The sequence below is a fragment of the Clostridium sp. ZBS15 genome (assembly GCF_023845705.1).
GTDB lineage: Bacteria > Bacillota > Clostridia > Clostridiales > Clostridiaceae > Clostridium > Clostridium aquiflavi.
Map to the genome: position 1 here is coordinate 49,547 of NZ_JAMQHY010000010.1, position 25,110 is coordinate 74,656.

23 protein-coding genes and 1 riboswitch are annotated in these 25,110 nt (G+C 27.8%); of the genes, 2 read left to right on the forward strand and 21 right to left on the reverse strand.

The window, feature by feature from the left end; translation table 11 throughout:
- Positions 1-79: 79 nt before the first annotated feature.
- The 3 genes from NG904_RS05125 to NG904_RS05135 all read right to left on the reverse strand — a co-directional run bounded on the left by NG904_RS05125 (position 80) and on the right by NG904_RS05135 (position 3,590).
- A complete protein-coding gene (locus NG904_RS05125; protein ID WP_252230293.1) occupies positions 80-730 on the reverse strand; it encodes a riboflavin synthase in 651 nt (216 codons plus the stop codon).
- Between the two features lie 14 nt (positions 731-744).
- Entirely contained in the window at positions 745-1,836 is a 1,092-nt protein-coding gene (gene ribD / locus NG904_RS05130; RefSeq protein ID WP_252230295.1) for a bifunctional diaminohydroxyphosphoribosylaminopyrimidine deaminase/5-amino-6-(5-phosphoribosylamino)uracil reductase RibD, read from the reverse strand.
- A gap of 361 nt (positions 1,837-2,197) precedes the next feature.
- Positions 2,198-2,313, reverse strand: a riboswitch (FMN riboswitch).
- 86 nt (positions 2,314-2,399) lie between these two features.
- Positions 2,400-3,590, reverse strand: coding sequence for a DUF6398 domain-containing protein (locus NG904_RS05135; RefSeq protein WP_252230421.1), 1,191 nt, complete (start codon positions 3,588-3,590; stop codon positions 2,400-2,402).
- Between the two features lie 302 nt (positions 3,591-3,892).
- On the opposite strand from NG904_RS05135, the gene NG904_RS05140 reads away from it, so the two are divergent.
- Positions 3,893-4,876: an amidase domain-containing protein gene (locus NG904_RS05140; protein WP_252230297.1), complete on the forward strand. Its 984-nt coding sequence runs from the start codon at positions 3,893-3,895 to the stop codon at positions 4,874-4,876.
- Positions 4,877-5,004: 128 nt separating this feature from the next.
- Here the strand turns inward: NG904_RS05140 and purB are convergent, their stop codons facing one another.
- Entirely contained in the window at positions 5,005-6,435 is a 1,431-nt protein-coding gene (gene purB, locus NG904_RS05145; RefSeq protein WP_252212836.1) for an adenylosuccinate lyase, read from the reverse strand.
- Between the two features lie 170 nt (positions 6,436-6,605).
- Between purB and NG904_RS05150 the strand changes: the two genes are divergently transcribed.
- Positions 6,606-6,830, forward strand: coding sequence for a DUF378 domain-containing protein (locus tag NG904_RS05150; RefSeq protein ID WP_252212837.1), 225 nt, complete (start codon positions 6,606-6,608; stop codon positions 6,828-6,830).
- Positions 6,831-6,983: 153 nt separating this feature from the next.
- Here NG904_RS05150 and NG904_RS05155 read toward each other — a convergent pair whose 3' ends face one another.
- The 17 genes from NG904_RS05155 to rbfA all read right to left on the reverse strand — a co-directional run bounded on the left by NG904_RS05155 (position 6,984) and on the right by rbfA (position 25,102).
- On the reverse strand, positions 6,984-7,244 hold the full coding sequence (locus NG904_RS05155; protein WP_003373177.1) for an HPr family phosphocarrier protein: 261 nt from the start codon (positions 7,242-7,244) through the stop codon (positions 6,984-6,986).
- A gap of 126 nt (positions 7,245-7,370) precedes the next feature.
- The gene (locus tag NG904_RS05160; protein ID WP_252212838.1) at positions 7,371-7,631 is read right to left on the reverse strand and encodes a stage V sporulation protein S; all 261 of its coding nucleotides are present in this window, start codon (positions 7,629-7,631) and stop codon (positions 7,371-7,373) included.
- A gap of 148 nt (positions 7,632-7,779) precedes the next feature.
- The gene (rny, locus tag NG904_RS05165; protein ID WP_252212839.1) at positions 7,780-9,324 is read right to left on the reverse strand and encodes a ribonuclease Y; all 1,545 of its coding nucleotides are present in this window, start codon (positions 9,322-9,324) and stop codon (positions 7,780-7,782) included.
- Positions 9,325-9,661: 337 nt separating this feature from the next.
- Positions 9,662-10,732, reverse strand: coding sequence for a recombinase RecA (gene recA / locus NG904_RS05170; RefSeq protein WP_252230306.1), 1,071 nt, complete (start codon positions 10,730-10,732; stop codon positions 9,662-9,664).
- A 153-nt stretch (positions 10,733-10,885) separates the two neighbouring features.
- The gene (gene pgsA, locus NG904_RS05175) at positions 10,886-11,476 is read right to left on the reverse strand and encodes a CDP-diacylglycerol--glycerol-3-phosphate 3-phosphatidyltransferase (protein WP_252230308.1); all 591 of its coding nucleotides are present in this window, start codon (positions 11,474-11,476) and stop codon (positions 10,886-10,888) included.
- Positions 11,460-12,800, reverse strand: coding sequence for a 30S ribosomal protein S12 methylthiotransferase RimO (rimO, locus tag NG904_RS05180; protein WP_252226299.1), 1,341 nt, complete (start codon positions 12,798-12,800; stop codon positions 11,460-11,462). The genes pgsA and rimO overlap by 17 nt, the downstream gene beginning before the upstream one ends.
- A 101-nt stretch (positions 12,801-12,901) precedes the next feature.
- Entirely contained in the window at positions 12,902-15,256 is a 2,355-nt protein-coding gene (locus NG904_RS05185; protein ID WP_252230310.1) for a DNA translocase FtsK 4TM domain-containing protein, read from the reverse strand.
- A 118-nt stretch (positions 15,257-15,374) separates the two neighbouring features.
- Complete coding sequence (locus NG904_RS05190) at positions 15,375-16,073, reverse strand: ClpP family protease (RefSeq protein WP_252230312.1); 699 nt, start codon at positions 16,071-16,073, stop codon at positions 15,375-15,377.
- A 64-nt stretch (positions 16,074-16,137) separates the two neighbouring features.
- The gene (gene dapG, locus NG904_RS05195) at positions 16,138-17,337 is read right to left on the reverse strand and encodes an aspartate kinase (protein ID WP_252230314.1); all 1,200 of its coding nucleotides are present in this window, start codon (positions 17,335-17,337) and stop codon (positions 16,138-16,140) included.
- A 139-nt stretch (positions 17,338-17,476) separates the two neighbouring features.
- Entirely contained in the window at positions 17,477-17,758 is a 282-nt protein-coding gene (locus NG904_RS05200; RefSeq protein ID WP_252212846.1) for a YlmC/YmxH family sporulation protein, read from the reverse strand.
- 68 nt (positions 17,759-17,826) lie between these two features.
- Complete coding sequence (locus tag NG904_RS05205) at positions 17,827-19,134, reverse strand: M16 family metallopeptidase (protein WP_252230316.1); 1,308 nt, start codon at positions 19,132-19,134, stop codon at positions 17,827-17,829.
- 258 nt (positions 19,135-19,392) lie between these two features.
- Positions 19,393-21,498, reverse strand: a complete 2,106-nt coding sequence (locus tag NG904_RS05210) for a polyribonucleotide nucleotidyltransferase (RefSeq protein ID WP_252212848.1) — start codon at positions 21,496-21,498, stop codon at positions 19,393-19,395.
- Between the two features lie 81 nt (positions 21,499-21,579).
- A complete protein-coding gene (gene rpsO, locus NG904_RS05215; protein WP_003373351.1) occupies positions 21,580-21,843 on the reverse strand; it encodes a 30S ribosomal protein S15 in 264 nt (87 codons plus the stop codon).
- A 116-nt stretch (positions 21,844-21,959) separates the two neighbouring features.
- Positions 21,960-22,886, reverse strand: coding sequence for a bifunctional riboflavin kinase/FAD synthetase (locus tag NG904_RS05220; protein ID WP_252212849.1), 927 nt, complete (start codon positions 22,884-22,886; stop codon positions 21,960-21,962).
- A 16-nt stretch (positions 22,887-22,902) separates the two neighbouring features.
- Positions 22,903-23,778 carry a tRNA pseudouridine(55) synthase TruB gene (truB, locus tag NG904_RS05225; protein ID WP_252230318.1) on the reverse strand — a complete coding sequence of 292 codons (876 nt, stop codon included), beginning with the start codon at positions 23,776-23,778 and terminating at the stop codon, positions 22,903-22,905.
- Positions 23,775-24,752: a DHH family phosphoesterase gene (locus tag NG904_RS05230; RefSeq protein ID WP_252230320.1), complete on the reverse strand. Its 978-nt coding sequence runs from the start codon at positions 24,750-24,752 to the stop codon at positions 23,775-23,777. The genes truB and NG904_RS05230 overlap by 4 nt, the downstream gene beginning before the upstream one ends.
- Positions 24,752-25,102, reverse strand: a complete 351-nt coding sequence (rbfA, locus tag NG904_RS05235; RefSeq protein WP_003374634.1) for a 30S ribosome-binding factor RbfA — start codon at positions 25,100-25,102, stop codon at positions 24,752-24,754. The genes NG904_RS05230 and rbfA overlap by 1 nt, the downstream gene beginning before the upstream one ends.
- Positions 25,103-25,110: the final 8 nt, after the last annotated feature.

A 25,110-nucleotide genomic window follows, 5' to 3' on the forward strand; every position in this document is an offset into this window, starting at 1 on the left:
TTTTAGTATTCCTAAGTTCAATTGCTCTGTCCAGTTTGCTTATCCATATATCAATACCCCCTTAAAACACATTTTATTATTAAAAACCATTTTCTCTTAAAAACTCCATGGTTACATTGCTTTCATTTTTTATTTCTTCATCTTTGTTATTTACTAATTTTTCAATATATTTTCCAACCACATCACATTCTAAATTTACAACTGACTGAACTTTTTTCTCATATAAAATTGTATTTTCTAAAGTATGCGGTATAACAGATACTTTAAACTTTTCATCATCAACATATGCAACTGTTAGACTTATGCCATCAATGGCTATTGAACCTTTGTATATAATATATTTCAAAATCTCTTTTGATGCAGATATAGTAAACCATGTACCATCGACCTTTTTTTCTATATCGGTTATTTTACCCACTCCATCTATATGACCACTTACTATATGTCCACCAAATCTATCTTCTAATTTCATTGCTCTTTCAAGATTAATTTTATTTCCTGATTTCAAACTTCCCAGTGAACTTTTTTCTAAGGTTTCTCCCATTACATTAGCTTTAAATGAAGATTTAGTCATTTCCAAAACTGTTAAACATACACCATTTGATGCAATACTATCTCCTATTTTAGTATTTTCCAATACCTTATTGGCTCTTATTTCTATTACTCCAAAGCCTCCCCCTAATGTAAGTTTCTCTAAACTACCTACTTCTTCAACAATTCCAGTAAACAATTAATCACATCCTTTTACTTCAATTTATTTATATATCCTTCTATAACTATCTCCTCTGATAATTTTTCATAAGTTAAATTTCTAAGTTTTACAGCATCACTTAATTTAGAAAATCCCTGTCCACCTATACTACTTTTACTTGTTTCACCACCTAATATTTTAGGTGCTATATAAAATCTTACCTTATCAACTATATTTTCTTCTAATGCAGAAAAATTTAATGTTCCTCCACCTTCAATTAATATAGAATCTATTTTTAAATTACCTAAATATCTCATCAATTCTTTTAAATCAACTTTTTTATTTTTATCAATTATTTCTATTACTCTTACACCTTTATTAACTAATTTTTGTTTTTTTAATTTGTCAGCATATTTAGTTGTTGCTACTATGGTTAATCTATCAGAGTTATTTACTATCTTTGAATCTAATGGAATTCTTAAGGTGCTATCAACAATAATTCTTATTGGATTTCTCCCATTTTCTATTCTGCATGTAAGTTCTGGATTATCCTTAATAACAGTATTTACCCCTACCATAATAGCTGACAATTTATTTCTTAATAAATGCCCATCTCTCCTTGCTTCTTTTGATGTAATCCACTTTGACTCTCCTATAGCTGTAGCTATTTTCCCATCTAATGATATTGCACTTTTTAAAATAACAAATGGTAAATTTGATGTTATATATTTAATAAATGATTCATTTAATTTTTTACATTTCTCTTCTTCTATACCAACTATAACTTCTATATCATTCTCTTTTAGTTTTTTTACACTTTTTCCTGATACCATTGGATTTGGATCCAACATTCCTATTACTACTTTTTTTATTTTTTTCTCTATTATTAAATTTACACATGGAGGAGTTTTTCCATAATGTGCACATGGCTCTAATGTTATGTATATCGTACTTCCTTCTAATAACTTAGTAGCGTTGTTAATGGCATTTACTTCTGCATGTGGTCCTCCATACTGCTCATGATATCCTATTCCAATTATCTCATCGTCCTTTACAATTACTGCACCCACTAAAGGGTTTGGATTAACCTTTCCTATTCCTTTTTTAGCCAATTCTAATGCTAACCCCATATACTTCTCATTCACTAAATTCACCTTCTTCTTAATATAAAAATCATAGCAACCACTTATAGGCATGAGTTATTTATTTTCATTTGCCTAAATTAATTATGATTTGAATTTTTATGAAATTTTCCTTTTTTACAATGTTCTAAAGAAAAAAATCCCTGAAGTGTAATACTTCAGGGATTAATAATAATCTTATTTATAATGAATTATGATTTTAACGTATCAAAATAAAGATATATGATTTTAATATTATTTAGATATAATTAAAAATCATATTTTATCTTATAAATTAAAAAACCCTGAACTAAAATATAAGTTCAGGGTAAAAATCAATTTAAATAATACGAATTAAAACCTAATAATCATTAGATCAAATAAGTAATTTCTTCTTTCATCCAGACTTTACTGTCGGCTTCGGAATTTAACCGAATCTGCTATTTCTAGCTCGCGGGCTTTACCGCCGGTAGGGAATTTCACCCTGCCCTGAAGATTAATATTTAATTTATATTTTTATATTATCATATTCTTCTAATTATGTAAAGGTCAACACGTAATCTTTTTTCATATTTTACAATAATCTATTAATTTGATTTTTGAATTTTAAAATTTACATTCATTTCCTTTATCCAGTTAATAGTTTCTTTAGATTCATTCCATGCTTCTAAACTATATTTTATATAATGCATAGCTTCTGCATCACTTCCGAATCTAGATATTCTAGGTAATACTTTAGGAATTTTCTTTTGTTTCAATATATATGGTATTACAAATGAATTTTTCTTGTATGCTTTTCTTATAGCATCTTCTGCTTCTTTTATTTTTCCTGTTTTATAACGTAATAAAGCCTTATTATATGATACTGCTGCTAAATAATCATTATCATATTTTTTAAATAACTTTTCTGCATCATCATATCTTTTTTCAATTAATAACCAACTAGACAATATTCCTCTTACCATTAAGTTGTCTTTTTCATTAAATTCTAATATTTCAAATGCATTATCTATAGCATCATTTTTTTTACCCATTTTCCATAATTGAATAGCCAAAGTATATTTAGCTCCAAAAAATGGTTGAGCTTCTTTTTTATTAAAACATTCTTTAGATGCAGTTTTTAAACTGTCAATACCCAATATGTATTTACCTGAATCAACTGCTTTTTCTAATAACTCTTTCTTATCATTATGAGTTAAACTTACATCTTTAGATAAAATTATATATGCATCTGAGCAATACTCACAAACACTTAAAGCCTCTTTTGCAAGTTTTACCTTCTTATTAAAATTCTTTTCAGACCATGCTTTTCTCATTATTTTTTGAGCTTTTATAAATTCTTCAGTAATTCTAATATTTTCTTCTTTCTCAGCTTCTACTTCTTTTTTATCATTTAAAGAATCGCTCTTATCATTAGAATTTACTATCCATATTTCATCATCTTTTGATATATTTAATAAGTTTCTTATTTCTTTTGATTTCATAGAGCCCGTACTATTACTTACTCCAAATTCTTTATATAAATCAAGAGCTTTAATATATGGCTCCTCTTTAACATCAAATAAATTATTTACTGTTCCAATTGCATGAACAACTCCTGCTGCCCATGAAGAGCTTTTCCCTTTTTTCAATGAATCTTCATGGCTCATTCCTAAGTCATGTAACGCTTTTATACAAACTTTTTCATATTGTTCATTAAGATATTGATTTGAAAAGACTTTTATCTTTCCAAGAATTTCTTCATATTTTTCAACTATTGAGTTAGGTAAATTTTGCATTATTTTTATAACTCCTTTTTTTAAATCTCTCATAAGGTTTCATTATTCACTAATATAATTAAAATATCTTATAATTAAAATATTATTCTTTATTTTTTAATACCTTTATATTATATATTTTAATTATATTATCAGCAAGTGTTATACGTAATAGAACCACTTAATTATATCACATTATATGAGAATATATATTTTAATACTTTTTAGCAATATATATAAACTTTGTTCATATATATCTGTAAACGTATTTTTATAAATTAATTATAATTTATAAAAAACTACTTTCTTTAGGCGGTGATATATTGTTATCAATAGATTTATATTATTTTCATAAAATTTTATCTACTACATATGATAAATTCAATTTAATTCAAAAAGAAAAATGTAATGTAAGCGACAATATTTTTGAAGATTTATATTTAAAAAAATGCTTTAATTCTTTATGGCTAAAAAAATTGAACTTACAAATAAACAATATAAAAACTAAATATAAATTTAACATACTTGAAAAAAATCACAATTTACTCAAAATAAAATTTAACTACCTACAATCCTTCACTTTAAATAATTCACCCAAAGGTATAATATCATATTCATTAGATGAATATATACTTATATCAAATAAAAGTAATCACAAATTAAAAATAATGTTTTTAGTTAATAAAGAGGAAGATCCTAATTTATATGAAGATATACTAAAAAAAGATTTACTACAAATAATGAATATTATTTCATCTAATAAAATAGGTATTTGGAGTTCTAAAATAAAGGTTTTAGATCGTCTATATAAAAAATATCTTGAAAGTAATAATTGTTACAGAACACCTTATACTTCTGATAGAAGTTTTTCTTATGATCCATTAAAAGCTTGTGAATACGCCGAAAAATTTGCTTTGACTCCTAATAAAGATTATACATCCTTTGATGGTATAGGTGGAGATTGTACAAATTTTATTTCTCAATCAATTCATTTTGGTGGGTTAAAGACTTCAAATTCATGGAAACCCTATAGTAATGCTTGGGTTAGAGTTGAAGAGCTACATTCATATATTATAAAAAATAAACTTGGATTTGAAATTAATAAAAATTCTCCTTTAAAGAAGGGTACTATAATACAATTTTATACACCTAAAATAGGTCGATTCTTCCACTCAGGTTTAATAACTCATATTCTTCCAGATGGAGATTACTTATACTGCTGTCATAGCTATAACAAATTAAACTATCCTTTAAGTTTAACCTACCCTATATTATATCCTAGAATAAGAAACTTAGAAATATATTAAAATTTGTTCTTAATTTTGCACTTTGTTTTAAGTATAACTTTATGTATGTACTAGGTTAAATAGACTTCTCAATAATATAGGATACCTTAGAATGATTCAAACTAAGATATCCTATATATTTAAATTATTTAAACTGTTATTTCACTCTTAATTTTTAAAGCTTTTTCATTACTTTCTATAATAGGATTTACATATTCATCAATAAATTCTACTACTTGACTTGGTGCTCTACCAACAAATTTTTTAGCATCTATTATTGATAATATTTCATCCTTAGTAAGTCCAAAAGAATTATCATTTATTATTCTTTCTATTAAATCATTATCTAATCCTTCACCTTTAACTCTTTGAGCTGCTGCCATAGAATGAACTCGTATTTTTTCATGTAATTCTTGTCTATCTTTTCCTCTTTTTACTGCTTCCATCATTATATTTTCAGTAGCCATAAATGGCAGTTCACTAGCTACATGTGATGCTATGACTTTATCATATACTACCATGTTTTCAGCTATGTTCATATAAAGATTTAATACTCCATCTAAAGCCAAGAATCCTTCTGCAACTGATAATCTCTTATTAGCTGAATCATCTAACGTTCTTTCAAACCATTGAGTTCCTGCTGTTATTGCTGGATTTAAAGCATCTACTATTACGTATCTAGCTAGTGCACTAATTCTTTCACTTCTCATAGGATTTCTCTTATAAGCCATTGCTGATGATCCTATTTGATTTTTTTCAAAAGGTTCTTCCATCTCTTTCATACTTTGAAGTAATCTTAAGTCATTACTAAATTTATAAGCACTTTGTGCAATTTCTGATAATGTATTTAAAACTATTGAATCAAGTTTTCTTGGATAAGTTTGACCTGTAACGCCAAAACTCTTATCAAATCCCATTTTTTCTGCTATCATTTTATCTAATTTTTTAACTTTTTCTTCATCACCATCAAATAATTCCATAAAACTAGCTTGAGTTCCAGTTGTTCCTTTTACTCCTCTTAGTTTTAAACTATGTATTACAAAATCTATATTTTCAATGTCCATAACTAAATCTTGCATCCATAAAGTCGCTCTTTTTCCTACTGTAGTTAATTGAGCTGGTTGATAATGTGTAAATCCTAATGTAGGTAAATCTTTATATTCAATGGCAAAATTCTTTAAGTGATTTAATACTGTTACTATCTTATCTTTTATTAATAAAAGTGCATCTCTCATTATTATTACATCTGTGTTATCGCCTACGTAACAAGAAGTAGCTCCAAGATGAATTATACCCTTAGCAGCTGGACATTGTAACCCATATGCGTACACATGACTCATTACATCGTGTCTTACTTCTTTTTCTTTTTTTATAGCTTCTTCATAATTTATATTATTAATATTTGATTTTAATTCATTTACTTGTTCCTCTGTTATATTTAAGCCTAGTTCTCTTTCACCTTCAGCAAGAGCTACCCATAGCTTTCTCCAAGTTGTAAATTTCATATCATCTGAAAAAATAAAACTCATTTCTTTAGATGCATATCTTGAATTTAATGGTGTGCTATATAAATTTCTCATACAAAAACCTCCACACGAATATATTTTATTTTTTTTATTTCAACATTCGTATTATAACATATTTTTTATATTTTCATAGTATTTTATTGAAAAATTTACTTAATGTTATTATTTTTTATTTTAAATCATATATATAAACATAATGTATTCTAAAGTTAGGAGTGAATAAAATGTATAAATTAAATATATTCGATAAAATTTCTTTTATTTTAGTTATTCTAGGTGCCTTTAATTGGGGATTAATAGGTTTACTAAATATTAATTTAGTAACTATATTTTCTTTTGGAATACCTATAATTCAAAGAATAATATATATAATAATTTTTTTATCATCATTAAATTTACTGTCATTGCTATTTAAATGCAATAATAATTTAAATAAAAAAATTAATTAAAATACCTATTATAATATTTTCCCAATAAGTAAATAATATTATTCTTCTATTTGCTTATGGGGAAAATTATATTTTAATTAGAATATTATACATAACAAAAGAGATGTCTCCTAAATTTATATACTTTTTAGGGACATCTCTTTTTAATAAATATTAATCGTCTAAAGATTGAACTAAACTTACTAATTCTTCAACTGCTAGAGCTTCATCATCTCCAGATGCTGAAATTTTTATTGCAGCATCTTTAGTTACAGCTAAAGATAAAACTCCTATTAAGCTCTTAACGTTTGCTTTCTTACCATTATATTCTATGCTAACGTCTGACTTAAATCCTGAAGCTTTCTTAACTAATAATGTTGCTGGTCTAGCATGAAGACCTGATGAACTTTTTACTATAACTTCTTTTGATACCATTATATCCACCTCTTTACAAAAAATTAATTAATAAATATAGCATCCAACCATTTTAGTATATACTGTTTTGTAATTAATTTCAACTTAAAAATAATTAAGATGCCCATTACCAAGCTCTTCTTTATCTTATCTAGGTTGTACTATAAGTTTTATTGCTGTTCTCTCTTCTCCATCTATTTGTATATCCGTAAAAGCTGGTACACAAATAATATCCTTTCCACTTGGTGCCACAAATCCTCTAGCTATTGCTATAGCTTTAACTGCTTGATTTATTGCTCCAGCTCCCACTGCTTGTATTTCCGCTATGTTCTTTTCTTTTATTATTGCCGCTAATGCGCCTGCTACCGAATTAGGATTTGATTTACTTGATACCTTTAATACTTCCATTTTTATTATTCCTCCTAGAATCATTATACAAAAATCGTTTACATTAATATATATTCTATACAATCTATTAAATTCCTTTTATTTAGTATAATATTTTATAAAGAAAAAAGATAAAATGTATAATAATTATACATTTTATCTTTTAATTTTATTTAGCAAAGTCTACTGTTCTAGTTTCTCTTATTACATTAATCTTAATTTGTCCTGGATATTCAAGTTGTTCTTCTACGCTCTTCACTAAATTTCTAGCTAATTCAGCAGTACCAGCATCGTCAACTTTATCTGGTTTAACAATAATTCTTATTTCTCTTCCAGCTTGAATGGCATATGACTTTTCTACACCCTCATAAGAATTTGCGATTTCTTCTAATTTTTCCAATCTCTTAATATATGCTTCTAATGTTTCTCTTCTTGCCCCCGGTCTAGCTGCTGATATAGCATCTGCCGCTTGAACCAATACTGCTTCTAAAGATTGCATTTCCACATCTCCATGATGGGCTGCTACAGCATTTATCACCAATGGTTGCTCATGATATTTCTTAGCAAGGTCTCCTCCAATTAGTGCATGAGGACCTTCTTGCTCCTGATCTACAGCTTTACCGATATCATGTAGTAATCCTGCTCTTTTAGCTAGAGTAACATCTAAACCTAATTCTGAAGCCATTAAACCAGCTAAATATGAAACTTCTATGGAATGTTTTAATACATTTTGACCATAACTAGTTCTATACTTTAATCTGCCAAGTAGTCTTATAAGTTCTGGATGTAATCCATTTATTCCAGTTTCTAGGGTCGCTTGTTCCCCTTCTTCTTTTATATCATTTTCTACATCTTTAACTGCTCTTTCGACCATCTCTTCGATTCTTGCTGGATGTATTCTACCATCCACTATCAACTTTTCAAGTGCTATTCTTGCAACTTCTCTCCTTATTGGATCAAAGCTTGAAAGAATAACTGCTTCTGGAGTATCATCTATTATTAAATCTACTCCTGTTAATGTTTCTAGAGTTCTAATGTTTCTTCCTTCTCTACCTATTATTCTACCCTTCATTTCATCATTTGGTAGCGCAACAACATGCACAGTAGTTTCAGACACATGATCCGCAGCACATCTTTGAATAGCAGTCGTGATTATTTCTCTTGATCTTTTGTCTGCTTCTTCTTTTGCTTTGCTTTCGATTTCTTTTATCATCAATGCAGCATCATGTGAAATTTCTCTTTTAATTTCGTCTAAAAGAATTTTACGAGCTTCTTCACTAGAAAGAGATGAAATTCTTTCCAATTCTTCTCTTCTTTGAGTATATATTTCTTTTACATTGGCTTCTACTTGATCTATATCAAGCATTCTTTGATTAATTTTTTCTTCTCTTTTTTCTAGCGTATCACTCTTTTTATCAAGTGATTCTTCTTTTTGAATAACTCTTCTTTCAAGTCTTTGAATCTCATTTCTTCTTTCACGAGATTCTTTTTCAAAATCATTTCTTAACTTATGAACCTCTTCCTTAGCTTCAAGTATTGTTTCTTTTTGAAGAGCTTCTGCTTCTCTTTTAGCTCTTTCTAAAACATCTTGTGCCTCATTTTCAAGAGATTCAATTTTATCCTTCGATACTTTTTGTATCATTTTATAAAGTAGTATTCCTAATACTAATAATATAATTAAATTTACTATTATTATTAAAATCCAAAATTTCATATAAACACCTCCTAGCTTGTTAAGCTATCTATTTTTGTAAACAAGAAATCATAGTAGGTGTCATATTATTCTCACTGTATTGGGAATATGATAAACCAGTATTCCTTTTTATTCTATATTAAAAATAAAATTATGTCAAGCTTGCTATGATATTGTTATCATGCTCATATTTACTGAGTTACAAGAGTTTTTTTTATTTGTATTTGCTATAAAATTTTAGTAATAACAACATATATAATCATAAAAATATTTTCATATAACAATATTTATATATATCATCCTTTTTATTGTAAAAAAAGCAAAAGAAATAATCCTTTTGCTTTTTATAATTATCTATTTATTTATCTGATTGTTCCTTATTTTCTTTGTTTTTAACTTCAGATGATGTTTCATTTATAACAGCATCCATCAATGGAAGATTATGTTTTTCTCTTATTTGATTTTCTACATCTAATGCAACTTCTGGATTTTCTTTTAAGTATTGTTTAGCATTTTCTCTACCTTGACCTAATCTTGTATCACCATACGAGAACCATGCCCCACTCTTTTGTACTATTTCTTCCTTAACTCCAACATCTAATATGTTTCCTTCTCTTGAAATACCTTCGTTATACATTATGTCAAATTCTGCTTGTTTAAAAGGTGGTGCTACTTTATTCTTTGTTACTTTTATTCTTGTTCTATTACCAACAATACCATCACCTTGTTTTATAGAGTCTATTCTTCTTACATCAAGTCTTACTGATGCATAGAACTTTAATGCTCTTCCTCCTGTTGTTGTTTCAGGTGAACCAAACATTACTCCAACTTTTTCTCTCAATTGGTTAATGAAAATTGCTATGCAATTTGTTTTACTAATTGTACCTGCTAGTTTTCTTAGTGCTTGTGACATTAGTCTTGCTTGAAGTCCAATATGAGAATCTCCCATTTCTCCTTCAATTTCAGCTTTAGGAACCAATGCTGCAACAGAGTCAACTATAATTACATCAATTGCACCTGAACGAACTAATGCTTCTGCTATTTCAAGACCTTGTTCTCCTGTATCTGGCTGAGAAACTATAAGATTTTCTGTATCTACCCCTAAGTTTCTTGCATAAGATGGATCTAATGCATGTTCTGCATCTATAAATCCTACTGCTCCACCTTTTTTCTGTGCTTCTGCAGCTATATGAAGAGCTATTGTTGTTTTACCTGAACTTTCAGGACCATAAATTTCAATAATTCTTCCCTTTGGAACTCCACCAATTCCAAGTGCTATATCTAAATCTAAACATCCAGTAGAAATTGAATCAATATTTAAAACACTGTCTTCACCTAATTTCATAACTGAACCCTTACCAAATTGCTTTTCTATTTGTCCCATTGCATTTTCAATTGCTTTTAATTTATTTACATCTATATTAGCCATAATGTTACCTTCCTCTCATCGAACTTATGTTCTGTATATAATTATAATTTAACTATTATTATTAGTCAACAGTATTGATAAAAATTCCCCCTTTAAAATACATCTTAAAGAAGGAATTTATTATAATTATATCCATATTATATTATTTTAAACTTATTTATTAGTAGATATTGAATCTTTGTTTTTCTTAAAATATTCATATCCTGAAATTATAGTTATTATAACAGCTGCTATTAGCATTATATTTGGAACTGTACTAAAGAATCCTTTCCAAAATTCACTATTAACAACTAAATTAGTTAAATACTTTGAGTCACCTATACTAACTTGTAATAGCAATAATACTATAGCTATTATTTGTATTACTGTTTTTATCTTTCCCCACCAACTTGCTGCTATAACTCTTCCCTCAGAAGCAGCCAATGTTCTTAAGCCTGATACTGCAAATTCACGTGCTATTATTATAACAGCAGCCCAGCTTGGAACTATATGCATTTCAACTAATGTAATTAGTGCAGTTGTCACTAATAGTTTATCAGCTAAAGGATCCATAAATTTTCCAAAGTTAGTAACTTGGTTTCTACTTCTTGCAATATATCCATCAAGCTTATCTGTTAAAGCAGCTAAAACAAATATTATAGTAGCTATAAAACTACCATATGGTATTCCTTTAACAACTATAAATATCAGAAAAATAGGTACCAAAAATATTCTAATTAAAGTCAACTTATTTGCAAGATTCATCTTCAACAACTCCTATTAAATCGTAATCCATATTTTTGATTATTTTTACTTTAACGAATTCACCTATCTCCAATGGCTTAGGAGATTCAAAAAATACATTTCCATCTATATCAGGTGCCATCTCAAAATTTCTACCTTTATAGCATTCACCATCATATTCTTCAATTAGAATATCATATTTTTTGCCAACTTTCAATTTATTTATATTATTAGAAATCTTTTCTTGAGATAACATTAACTTTTCTTCTCTTTCGCTCTTTATCTCTTCATCTATTTGTCCATCCATTCTTGAAGCCGGTGTATCTTCTTCTCTTGAATATTTAAAAACTCCTACTTTATCTAATTTATATTCTTGTAAGAATTCTAAAATTTCTTGAAAGTCTTCTTGTGTTTCTTGTGGAAATCCTACTATGAATGTTGTTCTAATTGTAATATTTGGTATATTCTTTCTAAGTTTTTCTATTTTATCAGTTATGTCTTTCTTGCTTGTTTTTCTTCCCATAAGCTTTAATACATGATCACTTATGTGTTGTATAGGTATATCTAAATATTTTACTACTTTATCATTAGATGCGATTTCTTCTATTAATTCATCATATATGGCTTCCGGATAGCAATATAATACTCTAATCCACTTTATTCCTTCTATTTTAGATAACTCTTTTAATAATACATGAAGATTTTTCTTACCATAAATATCACTACCATATTGTGTTGTATCTTGAGCTATTAATATTAACTCTTTAACACCTTTACTTGCTAAGTCTGTAGCTTCACTAATTATATTTTCCATCCTTCTACTTCTAAATTTTCCCCTTATTTTAGGAATTATACAATATGTGCAAAAATTATTACAACCTTCTGCAATTCTTATATATGCACTTTCCTTTTGTGTTGTAAGAATTCTGTCTCCTTCATTTATGTTTTCATCAGAATAATTTAATAATTGAGAAGCTTCTTTATCTCCTTCAATAAGTTCTGTAATAACTTTATCTATTTTATTATAATCATTAACTCCTAACATTATGTCTATTTCAGGTATAAGATTTTTTAATTCATCACCATATCTTTGTATTAAACATCCTGTTGCTATAAGAAGCTTACACTTGTAATTATTTTTATATTCAGCCATTTCTAAAATAGTATCTATTGATTCTTGTTTAGCTGACTCTATAAACCCACATGTATTTACAATTATAACATCTGCTTCTTTTGCATTATTAGTTATTTCATATTCATTACTCATTTTTCCAAGGATGATTTCAGAATCCACTCTATTTTTATCGCATCCTAAACTCACCATTCCAACTTTGTACTTAGTCAAGTTTTTGTCCTCCTGTATTTTAATGTTTTTAATTATACCAAATTAATTATAATATTTATAGCTATATTATCAACTATAATTAATTATTTAAGTTTTCTTTTTTAATTCTCATCTTTATCATCATATAATTCTTCTTTGGTAATCAATATCTTTCTTGGTCTACTTCCATCTTTTTCAGATATTATACCTCTTTCTTCTAACTGATCCATTATTCTAGAAGCCCTATTAAATCCTATCCTAAGTTTCCTTTGAAGAAAAGAAGTTGATGCTTGCTCGTATTCAATTACCGCATTTATGGCATCATTAAGTAGTTCATCAACATCATCACCATTTTCTGATATTGATGATTGAGCTTCATTATTTATATGCTCTATTATTTCTTCTTCATAATTACTAGTACCTTGACTTGATTTTACAAAGGATATAACTTGTTCTACCTCTTCTTCTGATATAAAGCAACCTTGTACTCTAAGTGGTTTACTTTCACCAACTGGATAATACAACATATCTCCTTTACCAAGAAGTTTTTCTGCACCAGAACTATCAAGTATTGTTCTAGAATCTATTTGAGACGAAACTGCAAATGATATTCTAGATGGTATATTAGCTTTAATTACACCTGTTATTACATCTACTGATGGTCTTTGAGTTGCTATTACTAAATGCATACCTGCTGCTCTAGCCATTTGTGCTAATCTACCTATATAATCTTCTACATCATTAGGACAAACCATCATTAAATCTGCCAATTCATCTACTATGATTACTATATAAGGAAGTTTTTCTTCTATTACTCCTTTATTAAATAATTCATTATATGATTCCATATTTCTAACACCCATTTCAGCAAAAAGCTTATATCTTTTTGTCATTTCATTTACTGCCCAATTAAGTGCTGCTGCTGCCTTTTTAGGATCAGTAACTACTGGAATTAAAAGATGTGGTATTCCATTATAAACATTTAGTTCAACAACCTTAGGATCCACCATAAGCAATTTAACTTCATTTGGACTATATTTATATAATAGACTTATTATTAAAGAATTTATACATACACTTTTTCCTGAACCAGTTGCCCCTGCAATTAATGTATGTGGCATCTTACTTAAGTCTCCTACAACGCATTTCCCTGAAATATCTTTTCCAAGAGCAAAAGCTAATTTTTTACTTGAATTAATAAATTCTTTTGATTCTAAAACTTCTCTTAAAAATACTGCTACTTGATATGAATTAGGAACTTCTATTCCTATAGCTGCCTTTCCTGGAATAGGTGCTTCTATTCTAATTCCTGACGCTGCTAATCCAAGAGCTATATCATCTGATAAATTAACTATTTTACTAACTTTAACCCCAGGGCTTGGTTGTAATTCAAATCTTGTAACTGATGGACCCTTTGTTACTTGAGTCACTTTTGCATCCACCCCAAAATTTGACAATATTTCTTCAAGCTTGCTAGCATTTTCTATCAGTTCTTTTTTATCAGAACCCTTAAGTTTTTTGTTAATCTTTAAAAGTTCTAAACCTGGATAAGAATATGGCATATTCTCTTTATCTTGTTCTTGATAAAGATTTTCTTCTATTTCACTGCTCATATTTTGTTTTTCTTCACTATTTAATTTTATTTTTTTATGAGTGGCTTTCTTCTCTTCTACAATATTTTCAGTAATTTGATTTTCTATATCAGACGAGAATTCACCTTCTACATCATCTTTAATATTATCATTTTTCATAAAATCTAAAATCTTTATTTTTTTATCTACACTTGATAAAAAAGCATCTTTTTCTTTGCTAATTATTGGAACGTCTTCATCTTTTTCAACCACGTTTACAAATGTATTATCTAAAACTTTAACATCTTTTTTAAATTTAGATTTTACATTTCTCTCGCTTTTTATTTTTTTTCCTTTGTCTTTGGCTACAATCACTAAATCATATAAATTGATATCAAATATTAATATAAGTGCAATAGCAGATAAAGTGAAAAATAATATATAAGTCCCTATTGCCCCCATAAACCTATATAAAGGGTAACATATAAAATAAGCTATTAATCCACCATGTAAACTTCCCTTATTATCAATAATAAATCTAATGTTATCTCCAAAACTATCTGTATCATTCATCATTTGAATATTTATAACTGAGCAGGTTAATATTAATATTAATACTAACATTAATATTCCTAAAAATCTTTTCCCAAACTTTACATTACCTCTAGTTTTGATATATTGAAAACCAAAATATATTAGATATATAGGTATTGCATAAGAGCCTACACCTATTAATAAATAAGAAAAATTTTGTGCTAAAGAGGATAGTAATCCTGCTAAAGAAGTGTATATAGCTATGGCAAGTATTACGCCTATTGCCATATATATTATTCCTAATATATCATTATTTATATTGCTTTCTTTTTTAGTTTTTTTATTGCTTCTTTTAGTTCCACTTCTGCTCACATTTAATCACCTCATTGTTAATTATTTCTACATAGATAAAACTTCTCCTTTAATAAGATACCACTAAAAATAAAAAACAGCTATAATTTTTTTCTATAGCTGTTTAAATACTTAATTATTATTCAGTTAATTCTTTTAATTTTGATAAGGCTTCTTTTATTCCGCCAACTTCATCTATAAGTCCACAATCAACTGCTTGCTTACCAATAAGTATTGTTCCCACATCATTTAATAATTCATTTGTTTGTAGCATGAAATTTTCCAATTCTTCTTCTTTAATATGTGATGTCCTTGTAATAAATTCATTTATTCTTTCTTGCATCTTTTTAAAGTATTCAAAAGTTTGTGCTACTCCTATTATAAATCCATTCATTCTAACTGGATGAACTATCATTGTTGCAGATGGAGTGATAAAAGAATAATCTGAAGCTGTTGCAAGAGGTACTCCTATTGAATGACCTCCGCCTGTTACTATTGATACAGTTGGCTTAGATATACTTCTTATCATTTCTGCAATAGCAAGACCTGCCTCTACATCTCCACCAACAGTATTTAATACAATTAGAATACCTTTAACATTATCGTTTTGTTCTAGATCTATCAATTGAGGTATAATATGCTCATATCTTGTTGCTTTAGTCTGAGGTGGTAATACCATATGACCCTCTATTTGACCTATTATAGACAAAACTTGTATACTTTTATTTGGCGTTACAGGGGCTGTATTTCCAAATTCCCTTATAGATTGCATTTTGTTTTCGGCTTCACTGTTGTAATTTTTTTCATTATTATTTTCACCATTGAATATATTGTTCATAAAAACATTCCTCCCATACAATTATTTTGTACGGAAGGAATTATTATATACCTACTTATTTCATCTAAGATAAATTAAAAGTTTTATGAAGTACATTTATAGCTTTTTTAGTATTTTTCGAATGAATTAAACACCAAATTGTCATATTAGAGTCAGCTGTCTGTAATACTTCTATATTGGCTGTAACTAAAGATTTAATTATTTTAGCCATAACACCTGGTCTTCCATTCATTCTAGAGCCTATAACTGCTATAGTGCTGCACTCTTCTATTAAATGATATTTTAAATTAAAATTAGTCAATATATTTTCTACAGTTTCTTTAACTTTAGAATTTATTGTAAATACTTGTCTATCAGGAAATATATTTATTAGATCCAGACTTATTTTATTTGCAGCTAATAAGTCTAATACATCTTGATATTTCATGTTTCCTTCATTTTCAACAAGCTTAATTAAAACTTGAATTCTATCTTTTTGATGTGTTATTCCTGTTATAATTCTTTCATTTTCTTTATCACCAAAGTTATTTATTAACGTTCCTTTGCAATTACTCATTGTATTCTTAATAACTAAAGGAATATTAGCTTTCATTGCTAGTTCTATTGCCCTTGGATGAATAACACTAGCACCTTGATCAGCTAATTGAAAAACTTCATTATAGCTTATTACATCTATTAAACTAGCGTCTTCTACAAGTCTTGGATCAGCTGTCATAATACCATCTACATCAGTGTAAATCTCTATACTTTCTGCTTGAAGGGCAACTCCAAGTATTGATGCTGTTGTATCACTTCCACCTCTTCCTAGTGTTGTAAAATATCCATCTTCACACATTCCTTGGAAACCTGTAACTACAGGAATTCTACCTTGAGATATTAAGTCTAATATTTTCTTTGGATTAGTATCTATACATTTTGCATCAGTGAAATTGTTATTAGTTATAATTCCAGCTTGCCCACCTGTTAATGGAACTGCATCTATTCCTGCAGCATATAAATCATTACTCATTACAACAGAGCTAATAAACTCACCACAACACATAAGTAAATCTTGAGCTAGTTTATTGGATATTTTAAAATCTTCATTTACTAAAGATAATAATGTATCAGTTGCATAAGGCTCACCTTTTCTTCCCATTGCAGAAACAACTACAACTGGATTATATCCTTCTTTTTTTGCTTGTTTTACTTTTTCAATTACTCTTTGTCTTTTTTCTGGTGTTGAAACCGAAGTTCCTCCAAATTTTTGAACAACTATCTTCATGTGTTTAATTATTTATCAAAATAGTTAAATATAAGTCTTTATACTTAATTTATTTTAATAAATATCCTCCCTTCATGATTACAAATATTACATCCTTAATAATATAATATTTGCATACCATTTTAAAGTTTAACTTTTTTTAAAGTTTAATTTTTTTTACTATTTCATCATCTGCATCAAGTATTATTGTTTTAGACCCTATTTTTTTTACACATTCCCAAGGAATTTCTAAAAACTCTTTGCTACCAAACATGCTAAATTTGCTAGTACTTGTATTAATAATTAAAAATTTAAAGTTTCCATCATCATCTATTATTAAATCATTATTTGCCAAATAATCGTATTTTTCACCATCATTTATATTTATCAACTCATATTTCTCTATATCACTTAAATATTTTATATTATTTAATTCTCCCATAATATATATCCTCCTTATTTGCTCATAACATAATATGATTAAAGAAGTATATTTATTACAAAATAAATTTATATGTTAACTTTATCTCTATTTGAAGAATTATTATATGCTTTTGTATCTGCCAATATTATTCTACTTAACTCATTGTGATTTACCTCTTGACCTACATAGCCAGCATTTAATATTCCTGGTTTAAAACATTCATCTAAAACGTTTTGTATGTCATTTTGATTTATAGCATCTATTCTTCTTATAACTTCCTCTTCTGTAAATACCTCATTAGTAAAAAGATAACTTTTAGCATTTGCAAACATTCTTGAACTCGTACTTTCTAGTCCTAAAATATACGTAGCTTTTATTTTCTCTTTACTAATTTCTAATTGATTCTTTGTTATTCCATTATTTGAGAATTCTATTACTTCTTTATTTATAACTTCAAGTGCTTTATGTGCATAATTTTTGCTCAGACCTGTATATATATTTATAGTTCCTATACCTTGAAACGGTTGCAAATAAGAACAAATTGTGTAACATAGTCCTAATTCCTCTCTTACTTTTTGAAAAAGTATAGAAGAAGCTCCTCCACCCAAAACATTGTTTAAAAGTACTAATGGATAACTATTTTTATCTCTATATGGTAACCCCTTTAACCCTAAAGAAATATGTAATTGCTCTATCTCTTTATTCACATATCCTGATTTACAATGTATTATTGGTGTATTATACTCAGGTATGTATTTTTCTTTACTTTTCCAACTACCAAAACAATCTTCTATTAATTTTTTCAATTCATTCTCATCAAATTTTCCACAAACTGATATTACTGAATTGTAAGGAGTATATTTTTCTGATATGAAATTTAAAATTTTTTCTCTAGTAAAAGATTTTATTTTAGGTATAGTTCCAAGTATAGGATATGATAATGGATTCTCTCTAAAAACAGCCCTTGAATGTTCATCATCTAACACATCTTCTGGCGAATCCTGACTCATATTAATTTCTTCTATTACTACACCTTTTTCCTTTTCTATTTCTTCTTCATCAAAATTTGAATTTAATATCATATCTGAAAGTACATCTAAACTTAAATCTAAATGAGTATTTAACGCTTTTATATAATAGCAAGTTGCTTCTTTACTAGTAAATGCATTTATTTGTCCACCTACATTTTCTATTTCTTCTACTATTTGTTTTGCACTTCTTTTTTTAGTTCCTTTAAAAAACATGTGTTCAATAAAATGAGATATTCCATTTACTTCCTCAACCTCATTTCTAGAACCATTTTGTATCATTATTCCAACACTTACTGAATTTAAGTGATCTATCTTTTCTGTTATAACTCTAAGTCCATTATCTAAAGTATACGTATTATACATAATTATTGCTCTCCTTCCATCTATGAATTACTTAAAATCATGCAGGTATAAAAATATTTTTCCCATAATAAATTTTAATATGAAATTTTTTTATTATTATATTTATATACTAACAATTACAATCCATGCTATATGTTAAGGGGAAATTTTAAATGATTATAATAAAAAAATCGCCAAAGCGATTTTAAAGTCATTAATTTATATATATTTATATAAAAAACATATGAAAAAAGAATAAAAAGGCAATTTAATTGCCCTTTATTTTTCTTCTTTGTTTTCTTGATCTAAAAGAACATCTTTTCTTGAAAGATTTATTCTACCTTGTGAATCAATTTCAGTAACTTTTACTAAGATTTCATCTCCTACAGAAACAACATCTTCTACTTTATTAACTCTTTCTTTATCTAATTTAGATATATGAACTAAGCCTTCTTTATTTGGAAGAATTTCAACAAAAGCTCCAAATGTAGTTATTTTAGTTACTTTACCTAAATAAATTTCTCCAGCCTTAACATCTTTAGTTAATCCTTCGATTATCTTTATTGCTTCTTTAACACCTTCGTGATCACTTGAACTTACAAATACAGATCCATCTTCTTTTATATCAATTTTAACGCCTGTATCTTGAATTATCTTATTGATAACTTTACCACCTGCGCCTATTACAGATCTTATCTTGTCTGGATCTATTTGAATTGTTTCTGTCTTTGGAGCATATAAAGAAACATCTTCTCTATGTTCTGATATACATTCATTAATTTTATCTATTATAGTTAATCTAGCTTTTCTAGCATCTCGAATTGCATTTTCTACTACATTAAAACTAAATCCTTTAAGCTTAGTATCAACTTGGATTGATGTAATTCCTTCAGTAGTACCTGCTACCTTAAAGTCCATATCTCCGAAGAAATCTTCTATTCCTTGAATATCAGTTAATACTTGTTCTTCTGATAAGTCTTCTGAAGTAATTAATCCCATAGCAATACCTGCTGCTGGTCTTTTTATTGGAACACCTGCATCTAATAATGCTAATGTTGACCCACAAACTGATGCTTGTGAAGTAGATCCATTTGAACTTAATACTTCTGATACTAATCTAATTGTATATGGGAATTCTTCTTCAGATGGGATTAATGGTTCAAGTGCTCTTTCTGCTAAAGCTCCATGACCTATTTCTCTTCTACCTGGTCCTCTTAAAGGTTTTACTTCTCCTACACTATATCCTGGGAAGTTATAGTGATGCATATATCTCTTTGATTGAGCCTCATCTATTCCATCTAAGATTTGTATATCTCCTACAGCACCTAATGTTGCTACTGTCATTACTTGAGTTAATCCTCTTGTAAATAATCCTGTTCCATGAGTTCTTGGAAGTAATCCAACTTCACAGCCTAAAGGTCTCACCTCATCAAAAGCTCTTCCATCAGGTCTTCTCTTGTCTTTTAATAACATATGTCTTACGACTTTCTTTTGCATGTTATAAAGTACTTCTTTTATATCTCCAAATTTATCTTCATATTTTTCGCCAAATTCTTCTTTAACTTTTTGATTAACAGCATCTATAGCTGCATTTCTTTCATCTTTATCAGTTATATACATGGCTTCTTTTATCATATCTGAAGCAAATTCTTTTATATCTTTTTCTACTTCTTCATCAACAGTAAATAATGTTGGAACATCTTTTTCCTTACCAAATTTACTAACTGCTTCTTCTTGGAAGTTAATTATTTTTTGACATTCATCAAATCCAAATTTAATAGCAGCAATCATAGTATCTTCAGGAATTTCATTTCCACCTGCTTCTATCATCATTACTCTTTCTTTAGTTGCACAAACTGTTAAATGAAGAGTACTTTCTTCACGTTCAGTTGCATTTGGATTAACAATAAAATTATCATCTATAAGTCCGACTTGAACAGCTGCAACTGGGATTGTAAAAGGTATGCTTGATAAGCATAATGCCATTGATGCTGCATTAATAGCTAATATTTCTGGTAAATTATCCTTTTCTACAGAAACAACAGTACAAACTACTTGAACATCATTTCTATATCCTTTTGGGAATAAAGGTCTTAGAGTTCTATCTACAGCTCTACCATTTAATATAGCTTTTTCTGACGGTCTTCCTTCTCTCTTTATAAAACCACCTGGTATTTTACCTACCGCATATAATCTTTCTTCATATTCAACACTTAGAGGGAAAAAATCAATTCCTACTCTTGGCTCACTTGATGCATTAACATTAGTTAAAATAACAGTATCTCCGTAGCTCATGAATGTAGCTGCATTTGATAGCATACCTATTTTCCCGAATTCAACTTTCATTTCTTTTCCAGCAATGTTAGTTGATAAAACGTTATTCATCTTTGAAACCCTCCTTTCAAACTCTCTTTATATTTTTTATAATTTTTTTAAAATAATAGAGCGGAAGATCCGCTCTAAAAATTATCTTCTTAAACCTAATTGTTTTACTATTGTTCTGTATCTTTCGATATCTTGATCAGCTAAATAGTTTAGAAGACCTCTTCTATGTCCAACCATCATTAAAAGACCTCTTCTTGAATGATGATCTTTTTTGTGAACTTTTAAATGTCCTGTTAATGAGTTAATTCTTTCTGTTAATAAAGCGATTTGAACTTCTGGTGAACCAGTGTCTCCTTCACTTCTTCCGTATTGTTTAATAATTTCTAATTTTCTTGCCTTATCCATAAGTGCACCTCCGTGTATTTTATCCCCTTATTTCCAAGTAAAAAGATGGCACCTTCAAACTTAGAAGTAGGTTCAATGTGTATTATATCAAAACTAATGATTATTGTAAATAAATATTATTTAACAACTATTTCTTCTTTCTCTGCAAATAATTTATTGTTTTTAAGTTCATTTACTAAATCATCTACAGAATCAAATTTCTTTTGATCTCTTATTTTTTTTATAAAATTAACTTCCATAATCTTTCCATAAATGTCATCATCAAAATTTAAAATATTAGTTTCTAAAGTAATCTCTTTGCCATTAACTGTTGGATTATTTCCTATGTTAGTGATTCCTCTATATATTTTATTATTGACTCTAACATTAGTATAATATACACCTATTTTAGGTAAAATAATGTCTTTATTATACTTTAAATTAGCCGTCGGAAATCCCATCATTCTTCCAATTTCTCGACCATGTACAATTTCGCCTTTTATAATATATGGTCTATTTAACATGATACTAGCTTCTGAAACATTACCAGCTTCTAATTCTTTTCTAATTCGAGTACTACTTATAACTTCATCTTTATATGTACATGAATCCATAACATGTAATTCGTATTCATATTTTTTTTCAAGTTCTTTTAAAAGTTTAGTATCACCTGAATTTTTATATCCAAATTTATAATTAAAGCCTACTACTATTCCTTTTATATTTAAATTAATACATAGAAATTTTATAAATTCTTCTGGTGTTATTTTCATAAATTCTTCATTAAAATTTGCAAAATATGCTATATCAATACCCTTATCTTCTAACATCTTTATCTTGTCATCATTTTCCATCAAAAGTTTAAGAGTATTACTTGGATTTATAAATTTTCTTGGATGATTTTTGAATGTAAAGACCATACTTTTACCATTATTTTTTTTTGCTATCCTGGTAACTTCATCTATTAATGATAAATGTCCTATATGTAATCCATCAAAACTTCCAAGAGCAACATAATTATCATAAGTTTGTACATCTTCAAAGTTGTTTTCTATAATAATCATCTTTATTACTCCCACTTTAAAATAATAACTTTTGTATCTTAAATCCTTTGCTATCTTTCATGCCAAGTCCTATAAAAGTATTTTCTTTATTATATACTCTATACAAAATATTATTTTCTATAACTTCATCGCTTAATCTTTTATCATATACCTTTACTCCATTGACTAATAATTTTGTAAATGAAGTATTCACTGTCAATTTAGGATAAGATGAAAGTGCCTCTTCCATACTTATTATATAGCTTTCAATATTTTCTGGTGTTAAATCTTCAATATTAATACTATCTTCTTCTTTAAATACAGAAGTTTCAGTTCTTATTAAATTAACCATGGTTGCTCCTACATTTAATTTTTCACCAATGTCATAACATAAGCTTCTTATATATGTACCTTTTGAACATGTAACTTTAAAAGACACATACGGTAAATCATAATCAATCTCACAAATATCATAAATAGTAATACGTCTTGCTTCTCTTTCAACTTCAATTCCTTGTCTTGCAAGTTGATAAAGTCTTACTCCATTTTGTTTCAATGCACAATACATTGGTGGGACTTGATCATATTCCCCCATAAAAGAAAGTATACTTTCTTTTACATCATTTTCTTTTATATGAGAAGTGTCTCTTTCTTTTACAACTTCACCTTCTAAATCATAGGTAGTTGTATTTTTACCTAGCAACAATTTTACCTTATATACTTTTCTAGAATTCATTATATAATCTATAATCTTAGTTGCTTTTCCTAGACAAACTGGTAAAACACCTTCAGCTTCTGGATCAAGAGTTCCTGTATGTCCAACTTTTTTTTCTTTTGCTGTAAATTTTATTTTTCTAACTACATCAAAAGAAGACATTCCTTTATTTTTAAATACATTTAGTACACCATTCATAACTTCATCTCTTCTTTTATTGTTTTTAGTAAATTATTTTTAGCTTCTTCTAAATTTACACCTTTTTGAAGGGCACCTGCTGCTTTAATGTGTCCACCACCACCGTATATTTCTGCTACTTTTCTTACATCAACATTGTTTTTTGATCTTAAACTAGTTTTAATTCCTTTTTCTGATTCTTTTAATAATATAGCAACTTCTATGCCCTTTATTCCAAGACCAAAAGAAATTATATCTGAAGTATCTGTTGTTAATAAATTAAATTTTTCTAGTATATGATATGGTATTTCCATTACTGCTACTTTATTATTTAATGCTAATTCTAAATTTGATAACACATAACCCATTAATTTTATTTTATTAAATTCCCTATTATCAAAAAGACTGCTGTGTACTTTACTATTGTCTAATCCTAACCCTATAAGTTCTGAAGCTATTGTGTGTGTTCTCTTTGTAACATTAGAATGTCTAAAAGACCCCGTATCTGTAACTAAAGATGTATAAATTGCTTTTGCCATCTCTAAATTATTCTCGTCTTTTTTACTAAGATCAATACCTAATTCTTTTATAAGTAAATATGATATTTCTGCTGTGGCTGCTGCTTTAGGATCTACATAATTTATATATCCATATTGTTCATTTGATAAATGATGATCAATATTTATAATTTTTCCATTATAATTATCTAAATTTGCAGAAATTCTCTCTACATTACCACAATCCATTACTATAACTAAATCAGTGTATTGGTCTGGTTCTAGTGTATTTCCATCAACTTCTTCAGATAAAGAAAGGAAAGAGAGGTTATCTTGGATAACATCTCTTGAAATAATATAAGCATCTTTTCCTATAGTTCTAAGTGCTTTAAGAAGTGATAAAGTACTTCCTATAGCATCTCCATCAGGAGATGTATGAAAAGATAATCCAATCTTTTTAGCTTTTAATATCTCTTCCTTTATACTTTGTAAAGACATTATTTATCTTTTACCTTTTGAATTAACTCATCAATATGCATTGCATAATTTATTGAGTCATCTAATTCAAATAATATTTCTGGGTTGTGTCTTACATTTATTCTTTGACCTAGGATTTTTCTTATAAATCCACTAGCACTCTTTAAAGCCGTAAAGTTATCCTTTTTTTCTTCCTCTTTTGTTGAGAATATACTTACATATACCTTAGCATATCTTAAGTCTTTAGTAACCTTAACGTCTGTAACAGAAATCATAGCAGTAAGTCTAGGGTCTTTAATTTCATTTTGAATAATGTTACTTATTTCTCTTTTAAATTCTTCGTTAATTCTGCCGCCTCTATAGTTTGGCATTTACATCA